We start from the raw sequence: 14,176 nt of genomic DNA, 5'->3' as shown, positions 1-14,176 counted from the left end.
CTATTGCAGTCCTAGAAATTAAAGCCGAGTTTGAAAACAAACCGCGGTGACTCTTCGTCTTCCTCCTTAGGCATGAAGAGGCCGAAGGAAAAGACCAATGCATCAACCGGCATAAACCAGAGGCCTCCGCCGTAACTGTTGTGCCAGGTATCAGAGTTTTCACCTTTGAGCCATACACGGCCGTAATCAAATCCGCCGTATAGCCCCACCGTGAAGGGAACGATCGGATTACGACTGCTGGCGATACGAACGCGCAGATCGGTGCTTTGCCAGAACATGATGTCGCCATAAAATCGTTCTGTGCGATATCCACGTAGTCCCATTGAGCCTCCGATGGATGGCATTTGCCAGAATTCATAACCGGTACCAAAATTCTGACCGTAGCCGAACTGCGTAGCAAGAATAAGATTCTCCCGGCGATCGAGTGCTTTATAGAGTGAAAGCGTATTCCGCCATGTTGTAAATCCCTTCTCGTTTTTAAGGTTCTCCATCCAATCGAAAGTCGAGTTCAGACGAATACCTGAATGTGGTGAAAAGAAATTGTCGACGTTATTGTAGTGAAATCCGACACGGGCACCTGCATAATAAAGGCGGTCGAAGATATGTTCATTGCCATCTTCACCGTACTCGTGGATAAAGCGTCCGTTGGTATTTTCAGTATGAGCGAAAAGGAACGTCGGGCCCACTGTAAAATATCCGCTGATACCGGCAAAGCGTTTCTTAAGTGCAGGCAACAGAAACAATCCCTCCTGTCTGACGCGATAATAGTTTGGATCATCAACGGGACGTTTCGTTTCGTTTCCCATTCCGGCAAAGTTGAATGCATAGCTGGGTCCGTGGTAACGTGCGTCTATAAACACATCGACGCTTCGAAACACATCGAGGAAGTCGGCCTGGTAGTTCACCTTAACGGCCTTGGTTCCAAAGGCAAAACTTCCCCCGAATCGCTGATGAGACGCATATGGCACCTTTTTGAAAGTGTGCTTGATCATGTCGAACTGCGCGCCAATGAGGAACTGATCGTCCGGGTTATAGCCAACGATAGGGAATGGGATCGTTATGTCGTATTCGCTGTCGTAGCCTCTGCGGTCGTAGATGTTATAGCGGGAAAGGGATGAGCGCATGTCTTTGGTTTCAGCCCCGCCAAAAACAGAGTTTTTACGAAGGTCATCATAAATCAGAGTCTTCTTCCCTCCTCTTGCAACACGGGAGCTGTCATAAAACTTATCCTTACCCAAACCACCGATCAGCCGCAGTTTGATACCGTCCTTTGATCTGCCCCGAACAACAAAGTCATCATCGTCGCCGTTGCCATAGATCTGAATACTGTTTGTTACGGCATTGTCGAATGTACGCTGATAGGTAACTCGCTTTTGTTTTCCCTTCTTACTGAGTTCATAACCTGTTACACGGGTTTGTCCATCTATGCGCTCGATGACGAATCTTTCGGGATCGTCCGTACCAACAACATCGACCGACGAAGAAAGAAATTCGTAATGAGTGCGGGCGATTTGCATCAGGTGATCACGGCGTGCCTTAACAGCTGCAGCGATCTGCTGTTCCCGAAGTTCGGGGTTGGCAGGCCAGTCGCGAAAAGCACTATCGATAACAGCGTCGGTAAGTCGTTCCTGGATTCTTTTCACTTCAGCTTCCCATTCTTTCCATTCCAGTTCTGTGAGGAAGCTCCGGTCGAACAGGCGGGCACTCCAGGTGGTCCACTTCATGCTTCGTATATCCGGCCCATAGACCTGCAGTTGGCGAAGGAATGGCATGGTCTGTCTTGCGACAGATGAGATAACGCCGTCATACCGTGAGAATGCCTGATCGCGATCGCGCGGGATTGGTCTGTATAATATACTATCGTCAGATACTTCGAAGCTTGCCCACGTCCATTGATCATCGTGCCGGTCCCAATCGCCGATGAGGAAGTCGAGCATGCGCGTGCGGAGTGCCCATTGCTGATCAACCTTGTACTTGTTGTTCTTCAGCAAATTTTCCGTGAGATCAGGAGTACTCACGATCTTGTCGGGCGATCCAAACCACGGAGCATTCTTCCAGTGCTTACCTGCCGGCCGCTCTTCGACAAGGTGAACGCCACCGCCAAATGTTACATTGAACGCGCCCAGCGCAGGCTGTGGAGGGATATAATACAGTTTGGGATTAGTATGATAAACGTCAATTGCATCGGCCAGGTGAGGAACCGCCAAAGGTGCAAAAGGATGGGTGGAGAGGAAGTTGTCTTCAACCACGTATTTCGCTGCCACCATTTTGTTGAAAGGATAAGGAAGAAAGCGGGACACGTCTTTTGTCATTCCCCTGAGAGAATAGTCGTGGCCTTCACTATCGCGAACGCGGAGAGAATTTGTCTGGTTGCCTCCACCCTGCTTAATCGGTACAACGCCGCCTCTATACGTCGACAGGTCAAGGACCGGAAACTGATATTGCTGCAGGTAAAGGTTACGGTAATGTTCGCCAAGCATGAAATTATGAAATCCGCCAACTGCATCAACGCGGTTATTTACAACGGAATGGCTAACTGATTCCTTGTGCTGATCATACTCGGGAAAGGATGTGGGAATTGTCTCAGCGTCTCCGCGATGTCCTTCACGAACACGCTTCTTATAAACCAGTTCAGCGGCCGTACCTTCCGAATTCACCTCGTAGAAACTAACCCAGGACTCGCCTCCCTCGTAGAAAGAAACGGTACTGTATCCCATCGCACCGGAGGCAAACTTCGAACCGCGTCCCAGCATTACAGGGCTTTTCTTCGAGCCGCTGCCGCTCACTATAAAATGCTGTCCCTCGTTCTCAATATATTGAAGGGCGTGCTCGTGACCAGCTGCGAATATGAATGAACCATTCTTCTTTGTGCCAGCCATCAACGCAGAACGTAGTTCCTTGTAATCCTGGTGCGCGACATCCTGCTTTGACCCGATACTCGCACGAAAAATAGCGGCGATGCTTCCAAGACCGGGTAGCGGTACATAGAGGTTTGGATTCAACTCCGTCAATGGAAACACATGGTCCTTGAAGGCAAATCCACCGCCGTGTGGCCCATACGTATAGGGAGGATGATGCATGGCAATGACCACCTGCTGGTTCTTGTATTTGCGTATCATGTTCTCAAACTGAAAACGAAACGACGCCTTGTTCCTCACCGCGCATCCATCATTGATCTTGGGTTCCTCGTCGGAATCCTGGAGCCACCACTGTGAATCGACCACAATGATTACGATCCCATCATTCAGTTCAATCGCTTCTGGTCCTGCACAGCCATCATCGGGCAGAAGGTAATTTTCCCAATCATCTTTGTCGTCAATTCCCCGCTTGGTATTGATGTAGTCTTCGACAAACTTTTCCTGGCTTTTCAGACCCTTCTGTCCCCATCCCCGCCAGTCGTGATTGCCTGGCACAAACACCGGACGACCTTTAAACTCATCCAAAATTGCCAGCTGTGCCGTGATCCGGAATTCGCCGATCTTTCGGTTTACTGAATCTTCTTTTGGGGGCATCCCGTATTCGTAGATGTTGTCGCCCAGAAAGATGATTGAACTCTTTGATGACTCTTTGGGCAATACTGTTTTGAGATAGGTAAGCACCCGCGGCATGTCTTCGGGCGTAGCATCGCCCGCATCGCCGACCAGATACATCGTGTGTAAGAGCCGGAGGTCGCCTGCCTGCGACTCCTGATCCCATTGTTTTGCGTCGCGTGCGTAGTGTCGCTTATAGGTTGCGCAAGACGCCAGTACTGCTGCAATCAGAGCGATGGAAAAGAGGGTTCGGAACATGGATGGAAAGGTAATCGATTTTGTCGAACGATTACTTAGCCGTACAGTCGTATAAAACGATAAAAAAATTGTCTGAACGCTGACTCTGAGTGCGCCTCCCAGGCTTAGATAACTGTCAAGTCAAACGGAGGCCGAGCTTACGTAATTGGGTATCACGAGCCGGAAGGTCGTGCCGAGCCCGGGAACTGATGACAATTCAATGGTACCCCCCAGCTTTTCAATAGTTTCTTTTACGATGAACAGTCCTAATCCGGATCCTTCGGAGCTTTCGGTAGCACGATAGAACATGTCGAAAACGCGTTGCTGCAGTTCAAGAGGTATACCGATGCCGTTGTCTTCGATTTCAATGACGGCCTGCTCAGACACCCTTCGAACCTGCATGCGTACATATGATCTCTCCTTCGCGGGGTCATAGTATTTGATGGCATTCGACACAATGTTGAGCAATATCAGATACAATTTCATTCTGCTGCAATAGAACGGTCGCCCCGGGTGTACCGTAACTTCTTTTGTTATGGCTTCAGGACTGTTGATATGTTCGAGGTTGTTGAAAATCTCTTCAAACATCCTCTCAAAGTCGATTTCCTCAACTTCTTCAACGAGCTGCTTTGTGCGGGAGTAGTCAAGAATCAGTTTGATGGTATCGTCGAGCGCATGAATGCTGTTTTCCATCAGGCCGTAGTATTGATCCAGGTTATCCAGCTTGCCCGCTGCAAGTTCCTGACGTGAAAGATAAATGAGGCCAAGCACTGAACGAAGTGGCGCGCGCAGGTTATGAGAGGTGCTATGGACAAACATCTCAAGGTCGCGATTCACTTTCTTGAGTTCAGCATTCTGATGGCGCAGCAGAACTTCATGACGCCGCCGGGAGTTTTCCTGGCGCCGCTGTTGTATTGCCGACTTGATCGTGAGCGGTAGCCTGGAGAGATCGGGCTTGATGATGTAATCGAATGCTCCGCTGCGCAGTGCCTCCACCGCGAATTCTTCCGAGACGCTATCACTAACAACGATGAACGGAATATCGGGAGTCTTCTTGAGGCATTGCCGTAGCGCATCAATTACGTCGATGGCAGGCGATGGACTTGCAAGTATGATGTCGGGACGAAATGAGTCGATGTAGTTACAAGCTTCATTGCCGCAAGAGGTACGAGCTGAAGTATATACGAGCTTGCTATCCTTTAACGCATCAAGCATTTTACCCGCCTCTTCCTCAGAGTTCTCCAACATCAATATCCTCACCTCCTTCTGCATAAGCTCACCCGTTTGCTCTTCGTACGCCGCGATCGTCCTCGACTGCAAGAGGACGCTTCAATTAAATTTACTCAATTTAACGGGCAATCAGGGTGATAGATTCCCTAAAAAAAATGAGCCATCCAAATATCGAAACATGGCCTGAATGGTCGGATAAACCCGTTCGTCCGACGGCTTTTGTCAGCTCAATCAACAGTATGGTCGTTGGGTTGCTTATCAGGTCAAAACAGACCATGTAATGTTTTGGTTTTTTGTCTATTCCCATCCTCCTCCCAGGGAACGATAAAGATCAATAACAGCTTTGAATTGATCACGACGTATCTGTGCCAGCGTGAGTTCTGCATCCAGTGCACCGCGTTGTGCCGCGATCACTTCAAGATAAGTTGCAAAGCCAGTGGCGAACAAATCGTTTGAAGCCTGCACGGCAAGATTAAGGTCCTGAAGCTCTTCCGTCTTGTAGCGCGACATGCTATCGTAGTTATCGATTCGCGACAGGTTTGTCATCACATCTCTGTACGCATCGATGGACACCTGTTGGTATTCATAGAATGCTTCGTATCCATTGGCTGATGAGATCCGGAATTGTGAACTGATCTGGTTCCTGTTGAGGATAGGTGCAGTGAGTCCTCCCAGGAGAGAATAGGCCAATGACCCGGCGTTGAAGAGCTTGGAAGGATCAAATGCCTGCAATCCAACGGATGCGCTAAGCGCGATCGTCGGGAAGAATGCAGCGTATGCGGCATTCACATCCGCTTTTGCGGCCTCAAGTGAGTAGGCTGCTGCCTGAACATCAGGACGTCGCATCAGCATCTGTGCGGGTATGCCAATATGCAGCGACTCGGGCAGGCGTTGTTCCATGATAGGATTACCGCGTTCTATTGTTTGAGGAAATCTTCCGAGCATGAAATTCATTCGATACTCTACTTCTGCAATATCCTGCTTCAGCTTCGATCGTAGCGTTTGAGTGTTGAGTACCTGCGCGGTTAGCTGGCGAACACCAAGCTCATTTGCTCTTCCGGCCATCTTTTGCACTTTGATTACTTCTACCGCGCGTTCCTGGAGGAGCAGGTTCTTGTTTACAATCGCCAGTTCGTTGTCCAGTGATAGCAGATCGTAGTACAAAGAAGCCACCTCGGTAATGACCCTCGTTGTGAGCCAACGCCTGCCCTGCTCGCTTGCCAGGACTCGTGCGGCCGCGGCACGCCTCGCATTGCGCAGCTTGCCCCAAACGTCGATCTCCCACGTGCTTTGCACACCGATATAATAGTCAGGCAGGCGTTCGGGAATCCGTTTATCATCGCCGATGTTATCGGAGAAGTTTGTATCATAATTACCGATGCCATCCATGGTGTAATCACCGAACCGACGCTGAGCTGCACTAGCCACGCCGTTAACCGTCGGAAGGAATGCTCCCTTTGACGCGCGCAAGCCTGCCTGGGAAATCATCAGACGCTGATAAGCCTTCTTAATCTCAAGATTTTCACGCAAAGCTTCATCGAGGAGTCCGAGTAACAATGAGTCCCTGAAGAACGATCGGATTGGAATTCGCGCAATGGTCGATGAGGTATCGCTGTTTTGTTTATAAGTAGCCGGAACCTCCCGCAGCTTCGGGTATTCAGGTCGTTGGGACGCGCATGCAACAAGCATGCTCGTGGCAGCAATGAATTTTATATAGTATAGTAACGACTTGGTTTTCATTTCAATCAGGCAATCGTTTCTTGTTCAACATAGACGGAAGGTTTGGCGGCAGCCACAACACGCGGCCTGCGGGCGCGGGCGAAGATCACGAAGAGGCCTGGCACAATGACGACACCGAATACGGTGCCAATGAACAATACCTCCTAAAGCCGCTGTACCAATTGAGCGGTTGCCGAGAGCGCCGGCGCCTGAAGCAGCTACGAGAGGTATGAGTCCTGCAATGAAAGCAAATGAAGTCATGAGAATGGGGCGTAGCCTGGCCGTTGCGCCATCTACGGCAGCGCGCAGTACTGAAGCTCCTTCATTCAATTTCAGAATGGCGAACTCCACGATGAGGATTGCATTTTTTCCAAGAAGTCCGATAAGCATGACCATCGATACCTGTGCATAAATATTGTTCTGCAGTCCGAACAATTTGAGAAAGAGGAAAGCTCCAAACACCCCACATGGCAACGACAGAATGACGGGCAACGGCAGCAGCAGACTTTCATACTGCGCCGCGAGCAAAAGATAAACGAACAGGAGGCAGATCGCGAAAATGTATATGGCCTGGTTTCCGGATAGTATTTCTTCGCGGGTCATACCAGACCACTCAAACGTGAAGCCCTGCGGCAGTGATTCTTGGGCCACTTCCTGAATGGCACGTATTGCATCGCCACTACTGTAACCAGGAGCCGCGTCGCCATTGATCATGGCAGCCGTGTACATATTGTAACGCGTTAGTTGTTCTGGTCCATAAACGCGTTCCAGCGTTACGAACGTTGAGTAAGGAACCATTTCACCCGCGTCATTCTTCACATGCAGCTTCAGCAGATCCTCGGGCCGCGCGCGATATTGCGCATCGGCCTGGACCATAACCTTATACATCTGGCCGAATCGAATGAAGTTCGTCGCGTACAAGCTTCCGATCAGTGTCTGAAGGTTGCTCATTGCGCGTTCGATCGTAATTCCCTTTTGAGCGGCCATATCCTGATCTACGCGAACGAGATATTGCGGATAGCTTACATCGAAACTCGTGAATGCGGACCCAATCTCTGGTCTTTGTCTTATGGTTTCGATGAATTTGTTTGTGACAGCAGAGGTATTTGAAAGATCGCCTGTTCCGGTACGATCGAGCAATCGAAGCTCAAAGCCGCTGGAATTTCCAAAGCCAGGGACTGTGGGGGGAGGAAAGTATTGAATCGTAGCATCTTTGATGTGAGAGGTGTGCTTCTCCAGATCATTAATGACCTCCCAAACACCTTTGCGCTTCTCCCATGGCGCAAGGTTGATCATGCCCATTCCAAACGAGGAGCCAGCACCATCAGTCATGAGACTGAAGCCAGCCAGTGTTGAAACAGACTCCACGCCCGGTACGGCGGACGCAGCGCGTTCAACGTCGTCCATAACTTTCTCGGTGCGTTCAACGGTAGCGCCAGACGGCGTTGTTACGTTCACGTAGATCATTCCCTGATCTTCCGTTGGAATGAACCCTGAAGGCAGGACACTGGAAATACCCCAGGTCGCAACGAAGAAGAAAGCAAGCATTCCGAGGGTTACCAGCTTACGGGCAGCAATGCGTCCTGTCATGGCCTGATAGCGAACTGATACGGCGTCGTATCTTTTGTTGAAGCCGTTGAAGAATCGGCTTAGCCAGTTCTTTCCGTGATGATGATGATCAACAGGTTTCAGTACAAGGGCACAAAGTGCTGGTGTAAGGGTGAGCGCATTTATTCCTGATATAACAATGGCTACTGCAAGGGTGAGTGAGAACTGCCTGTAGAAAATGCCAACTGGGCCTGACATGAAAGCGACGGGCACAAACACAGCCGACATCACCAGTGTAATCGCCACGATCGCGCCGCTGATCTCCTTCATGGCGGCAACCGTCGCTTCGTGTGGAGAAAGTCCCTCGTGCATTTTAACATGCACTGCCTCTACGACCACGATGGCATTATCCACGACGATTCCAATAGCAAGTACCAGAGCGAATAGTGTAAGCAGGTTGATGGAGAAACCCAGCATCTGCATAAAGAAGAATGCACCCACCAGTGAAACCGGTACGGCAAGAGCCGGAATAAGGGTCGACCGCCAATCCTGTAAGAACAGGAACACCACGACAGACACCAGAAGGAATGCTTCGATCAGGGTTCTCACAACCTCATGGATAGACGCATCCAGAAACCGCGATACATCATAGCTCACGTTGTATGTCATTCCCTGTGGAAAGGTGCTTTCTTTGAGCTCGTCCATTCTTTGTTTCACCTGAGCTATTACTTCGCTCGCATTGGATCCCGGACGCTGCTTAAGCATGATAGCAGCAGACGGCTTGCCGTCCAGCTTCGACAGTACGCCGTATTCCATCGAGCCGAATTCCACTTCGGCAATATCTTTCAGTTTGATCATCGCACCATCGGCACTGGCCCTGATCACGACGTTCTCATACTCGGAAGGAGTATTGAACTTGCCAGTGTAGCGGAGTACATATTGCAGGACCTGCTTGTACCTGTCGGAGCTTTCTCCAGTCTTGCCGGGCGCTGCCTCAACGTTCTGGTTGCGCAAAGCGCCAACAACTTCTTCGGCGGACACGTCATAAACTGCCATACGATCAGGCTTTAGCCATATGCGCATGGAGTATTCTCTTTGACCCATGATGTCGGCGAAGCCCACGCCATCGATGCGTTTGAGTTCAGGCAGAACGTTAATGTCTGCAAAGTTGTAAATGAACTTCTCGTCAACACTTGTGTCGTCGGTAGTCAGGTTCAGATACAACAACATACTGTTTACTTCCTTTTCAGTTTGAACCCCAGCACGGATCACTTCTTCGGGAAGTTCATCAAGAACGGTAGAGACGCGATTTTGAACGTTCACTGCTGCGAGATCCGGATCAGTGCCAACTCGGAAATAGATCTGAATGATACTCGTTCCATCATTGCTTGATACGGAAGTCATGTACGTCATACCAGGAACACCGTTTATCGCGCGTTCCAACGTAGTGACTACTGCCTTCGAGCTGGTTTCGGCGTTTGCTCCAATGTAGCTGGTGGTTACGGTAACCGCCGGCGGTACGATATCAGGGAACTGTGTCACCGGCAGCTCTGTCAACGCAAGTATTCCCAACAGGGTAATAATGAGCGATATGACCAATGAAAGTATTGGCCGATTGATGAAAGTCTCAACCATAAGAAAACTCTAAGAATGGATCGTAATAACTCAGATATCGATTGATCCGATATCCTGTGCGACAAGCATCAGACTGTCCATGAGGACAGCCGTGGGACTGATCTTCATTCCCTCTTTGACGTTCTGCAGTCCCTCGTAAACGACTTTATCTCCGGACTCCACTCCTTCCTCGACAATATAGAAGTGCGAAAAGCGAAGCTTTGGAGTAATGCTCTGCATCCTCAATTGATTCTGTTCATCAACCACGTATACATATGTCTTATCCTGTATCTCGAACGTAGCCTTTTGAGGTACAATGATGGCATCCTTCAGGGTGGTCATCAACTTGACCTTGCCGCTGGCACCATGCTTCAATATCTTATCTGGATTGGGGAACAGTGCACGAAAGGCAATGGTGCCGGTGGTGTTCTCAAACTCTCCATCCATTGTTTCGATCTTTCCCGTTTGCGGATGCTCTGAACCGTCGGCCAGTATAAGCGTCGCATCGTCGCTGTCTTCATTAGTTTGTTCAAGCTTCTTCTGCATGTAATCGAGATACTCGCTCTCCGATACATTGTAATAGGCATACACGAAGCGGGTGTCAGACACCGTTGTCAGCAGGCTGCCTTCGTCAATCAGACTACCTACCTTAAAAGGAATACGATCGATTATGCCAGTGAACGGTGACCGTATTGAGGTGTACTCAACTTTCAGAGCAGCACTTGCCACACGAGATTTGGCCTCTTCAACCTTTGCACTGTACGCATCGCGTTTCGCCCTTGCCACTTCCAGCTCAGTATTTGAAATCACATTCTTTTCGACAAGCAGCTTCACCTGGCCAAGTTCGAGCTGCGCAGTACGGGCCTCGGCCTCTGCACTGGCGAGCGTGGCCTTTTCCTCTCTCAGCTGCGCCATGTATTCATCGGCATTGATTCGAAACAGCAACTGACCTTCCTTTACTTCTTTTCCTTCGTCGACATAGATCTGTTCGATATAGCCCTGAATACGGGCGCGAATTTCTGTTTTACGATATGCATTGATGTCGGCGACGTACACGCGGTCGACGACAGTGTCTTTCGCAACAATTTGCGTGACCGGAATAAATGGTTGTTGCTCAACAGTGCGTTCCTTTGCGTCGCCTGAACAACCTGATAAGTAGACTACAATTAATAATAATGGAATAATTCCTCCCGGAAACTCAACTTTCATGATGGATTTTTTAGCGTACGTGATCAATAGGAAAGTCATTGTCAACACAACAATGACGTGTCGCCTGGACGACAATAATCACTACGCTTTGGGAGGAGGTGTATTTATCTGCAACGCCGGATTGGCCGGGCAATCGTAATTCTCGGGACGACCCTTTACATCGGATTCCTCATAGGTGTTCAATACAAAGGCTGACCTGCATGACAGGTAATCTACGGCAACAGATACATCGTCTGCATCATCGGGGAAATTCAAACCGGCATCGTCCAGTCCGAGAAGGTTTTCAAGCATCACCTCGAGCAAAGAAGAATCTACGTGAGCGATCAAGTGAACATCATTCATCATGTATCGTTCAATAGTCGGAAAGAAGCTGGTATTGACCAGCACACTTACGGAGAAATACAACATCATGTTCCTAAGAACTGACATCCGAAGTATCTCCATTAGTGTTACTGATCTCTTCACGATTGACTATTTATCCTTTCAATGCAGGCGCTAAGTAAATGTAGCATTATTACAGGGGCTTCGAAACATTGGTCTGAGTTTGTTGCGAATATTCCTCGCAATTTACATAGACAACGTTTGCACTATCCGCGATTGACGCACACTGACATTAGATGCAATATGGTACAATCGTTTTCAACAACGCATGAGTTTAAACAAATACCATGCCCCCGCACTCCCGATCAACTGCCACTGATACTAATATGGCGCAGCTCATCACAGTTCTCCCGTTAAAACACTGAGCAAGGATCGATGCTTTCAGTATTAAATCGAAACAAAAGAGGCAGTAGCACTGCTGCTCCCGCCTCTCAATACACAAACATTATGTGAACTATAAACCTATCGGTTATGCCGACGCGCTTTTCGTTTTGTTCCAATAAATGTATGATACTCCAAGTACGACAAGGAACAACAGCGGCGCGATCCAGGGCGTTGCAGTGGCCGCGTGTGTCCATATTGCGCCGGCAAAGGTGAAGAGGAAGCCAGCATAAGTCCATTCTTTAAAACGTGCAGCAACAGGTGCAAGCAACAAAATCGCTCCAATAAGTTTGGCAGTTCCGAGAAGCATCACCAAATACAATGGCAGTCCAATCGCGGCGAAGTTTTTTATTAACTCTTCACTTTTGCTCAAATACATAAAAGCGCTAAGCAGCATGGCCACAGCGATGAGTCCTGTGGCGATCCAATAGATAATCTTGTCCTTTTTCATAGGTTAATCATTTGATGCAACAAAGTTCAGCATGAGATGATCAATTCTCTGCCAGGGTTTCACCGAGGAAACCAGTACCCGCGAGGAAACTAATCTTCAGCGATCTAGGTTTACAACATATGACAAGAATTGAGAAACCTACCGAATTGATCACTGATGGGCCCGTCAGCCAGAGTAAAGCCGGTTTTGCCCTCGATGAAAACGTGGACGGAGACCTGGCCTGCACGGATCACCATCACCGAATTCTCGCCATCCAGGATGCGATGGCTGTACTATCAGGCAAATGGAAAATACTGGTGTTAGGCAGCCTGTCATTTAAGGGGACGCAGCGCTTTACTGAATTGCTTAAGAGTGTTGGTGGCATCCGTGCGAAGATGCTTTCAAAGGAACTGCAGGAACTGGAAGCCAACCAGCTTGTAACGCGCACCGTGAAGCAAACGAAGCCACTAACCGTAGAGTATGCAATCACGCCTTATGGCAGAACGCTGGAACAGCTCATTATTGAGATCGTGAATTGGGGCACTGCACATCGCGAACGCATTATGAAGGGCTGATCATCCGCATCGCTAACGTTTTTCGTTTGAAAGCCGAGGAGTGTGTACGTAATTCCCCACATGACAAACGTGAAGCGAAGATGAACGCGATTAGCTTAAGAACTTATAGCACTGAGGAAGACTAACTGAATCAGTGCTTTTCTTCTTTCGGCTTACCGCGGACCTGTTCAAAGTAGAATACGCCGTTTTTGTTGCCAATGGCGAAGTCCAGCAGTCCATCGCGATTGATATCTTCCGCCTCGAATTGAATACCAATGCCGGAATTATTGTCGATCTCGTGTCTGATCCAATAGGGTTGCTTCTTCCCGTTGCGCAGCAACTGATACCAGTAAACGACAGCGGGATCCAATCCGCCCGGGCCATGACCCTGATGAGAAAAGTAACGCTTGCCCGTGATAAGGTCGGGCAGGCCATCACTGTCGACGTCTTTCAACACCATACTGTGCAGTTCTGAAAACGTTGAATCAATCAGGTGCCGGACAAACGCGATTTGCTGGCTTCCATCCTTCACCTGCTCATGCCACCACAATCCAAAGTTATGTGCTGAGCCCGATATCACGTCGAGATCTCCGTCGCCATCAAAATCGTATGGAAGCATTTGTGAGCAAGGAAAGCCAAGACTTGTTTCGTGAAACTTCCATGGAGAATTTCCGAAGTTTGCCGGAGCCTCCCACCAGCCTCCGATGATCATTACATCCTTACGTCCATCACCGTTGATATCTCCCCAGCCAAGACCGTGTGCAAACATCCCCACTCCTTTTGCTTTTGCTTCACTGATCGCATGGGACGTCCAGGTAACCTTCTTCGATTTCACAGCATGACTCCACCAGTTCATCTGACCTGTTTTCTCATTGCCGAATACCAGGTCCTGTTTACCATCGCTGTCAATATCAACCATCATCGGTGATTCATTGGAAGCCACTGAGTCGATCAGGTATCGCTTCCATTGAATGTCGACGTTGCCGGGATTCTCAAGCCAGTATACTTCCTTGCCCGGAAAGTCAAAGTTTATAAGATCAGGCCAGCCGTCTTCATTGACGTCGGTCATGAAGTTCAGAAAGGAGTCGCTATACCCTTTCGTATAATCGAATTTCTTATGAGTCCAGATATCATGAGGCTTCCAGTCGGGTGCTTCGAACCAACGGGCACCGGCGATGATGTCGGGTTTGCCATCCTTGTTTACATCTGCAATAGTCGACGCTTCAGTATAGAACGCATCCCATAAGTGATACTTCCTGAATGCAATCTGCGGGTCCGGGAATTGGGCGAGTAGCCTGAGCGATGCGAGCATCAGTATTCCAATGAACAGGTTTGTCTTCATG

At 49.1% G+C, this 14,176-nt stretch carries 8 protein-coding genes and 1 pseudogene; 1 reads left to right on the top strand and 8 read right to left on the bottom strand.

Annotation, left to right across the window (positions count from 1 at the left end; translation table 11 throughout):
• Positions 1 to 11 precede the first annotated feature (11 nt).
• The 7 genes and pseudogenes from WBG78_RS05105 to WBG78_RS05075 all read right to left on the bottom strand — a co-directional run bounded on the left by WBG78_RS05105 (position 12) and on the right by WBG78_RS05075 (position 12,300).
• Entirely contained in the window at positions 12 to 3,788 is a 3,777-nt protein-coding gene (locus tag WBG78_RS05105) for a metallophosphoesterase (protein ID WP_337325307.1), read from the bottom strand.
• A gap of 120 nt (positions 3,789 to 3,908) precedes the next feature.
• Entirely contained in the window at positions 3,909 to 5,039 is a 1,131-nt protein-coding gene (locus WBG78_RS05100; protein WP_337325306.1) for a sensor histidine kinase, read from the bottom strand.
• A 255-nt stretch (positions 5,040 to 5,294) separates the two neighbouring features.
• Positions 5,295 to 6,737 carry an efflux transporter outer membrane subunit gene (locus WBG78_RS05095; RefSeq protein WP_337325305.1) on the bottom strand — a complete coding sequence of 481 codons (1,443 nt, stop codon included), beginning with the start codon at positions 6,735 to 6,737 and terminating at the stop codon, positions 5,295 to 5,297.
• Positions 6,738 to 6,742: 5 nt separating this feature from the next.
• Positions 6,743 to 9,899: pseudogene (locus tag WBG78_RS05090) on the bottom strand (efflux RND transporter permease subunit).
• 30 nt (positions 9,900 to 9,929) lie between these two features.
• The gene (locus WBG78_RS05085) at positions 9,930 to 11,087 is read right to left on the bottom strand and encodes an efflux RND transporter periplasmic adaptor subunit (protein WP_337325304.1); all 1,158 of its coding nucleotides are present in this window, start codon (positions 11,085 to 11,087) and stop codon (positions 9,930 to 9,932) included.
• An 81-nt stretch (positions 11,088 to 11,168) separates the two neighbouring features.
• On the bottom strand, positions 11,169 to 11,552 hold the full coding sequence (locus tag WBG78_RS05080) for a hypothetical protein (RefSeq protein WP_337325303.1): 384 nt from the start codon (positions 11,550 to 11,552) through the stop codon (positions 11,169 to 11,171).
• A gap of 385 nt (positions 11,553 to 11,937) precedes the next feature.
• Complete coding sequence (locus WBG78_RS05075; protein WP_337325302.1) at positions 11,938 to 12,300, bottom strand: DoxX family protein; 363 nt, start codon at positions 12,298 to 12,300, stop codon at positions 11,938 to 11,940.
• Between the two features lie 119 nt (positions 12,301 to 12,419).
• Here WBG78_RS05075 and WBG78_RS05070 point away from each other — a divergent pair, with 119 nt between their 5' ends.
• Positions 12,420 to 12,854: a winged helix-turn-helix transcriptional regulator gene (locus WBG78_RS05070; protein WP_337325301.1), complete on the top strand. Its 435-nt coding sequence runs from the start codon at positions 12,420 to 12,422 to the stop codon at positions 12,852 to 12,854.
• Between the two features lie 130 nt (positions 12,855 to 12,984).
• Here the strand turns inward: WBG78_RS05070 and WBG78_RS05065 are convergent, their stop codons facing one another.
• Positions 12,985 to 14,175 (bottom strand): FG-GAP repeat domain-containing protein, encoded by a 1,191-nt coding sequence (locus WBG78_RS05065; RefSeq protein ID WP_337325300.1) that lies wholly within the window; start codon positions 14,173 to 14,175, stop codon positions 12,985 to 12,987.
• Position 14,176: the final 1 nt, after the last annotated feature.

The sequence above is a fragment of the Chryseolinea sp. T2 genome (assembly GCF_037203685.1).
GTDB lineage: Bacteria > Bacteroidota > Bacteroidia > Cytophagales > Cyclobacteriaceae > Chryseolinea.
Note: the sequence above shows the minus strand (reverse complement) of the source record. Positions and strands in the feature narration are given on the sequence as shown.

Bases quoted from the DNA above. Each gene is read 5' to 3' on its own strand.
- WBG78_RS05075 (WP_337325302.1), bottom strand. From the start codon at position 12,300: ATGAAAAAGGACAAGATTATCTATTGGATCGCCACAGGACTCATCGCT.
- WBG78_RS05065 (WP_337325300.1), bottom strand. From the start codon at position 14,175: ATGAAGACAAACCTGTTCATTGGAATACTGATGCTCGCATCGCTCAGG.
- WBG78_RS05070 (WP_337325301.1), top strand. From the start codon at position 12,420: ATGACAAGAATTGAGAAACCTACCGAATTGATCACTGATGGGCCCGTC.
- WBG78_RS05105 (WP_337325307.1), bottom strand. From the start codon at position 3,788: ATGTTCCGAACCCTCTTTTCCATCGCTCTGATTGCAGCAGTACTGGCG.
- WBG78_RS05100 (WP_337325306.1), bottom strand. From the start codon at position 5,039: ATGCAGAAGGAGGTGAGGATATTGATGTTGGAGAACTCTGAGGAAGAG.
- WBG78_RS05085 (WP_337325304.1), bottom strand. From the start codon at position 11,087: ATGAAAGTTGAGTTTCCGGGAGGAATTATTCCATTATTATTAATTGTA.
- WBG78_RS05095 (WP_337325305.1), bottom strand. From the start codon at position 6,737: ATGAAAACCAAGTCGTTACTATACTATATAAAATTCATTGCTGCCACG.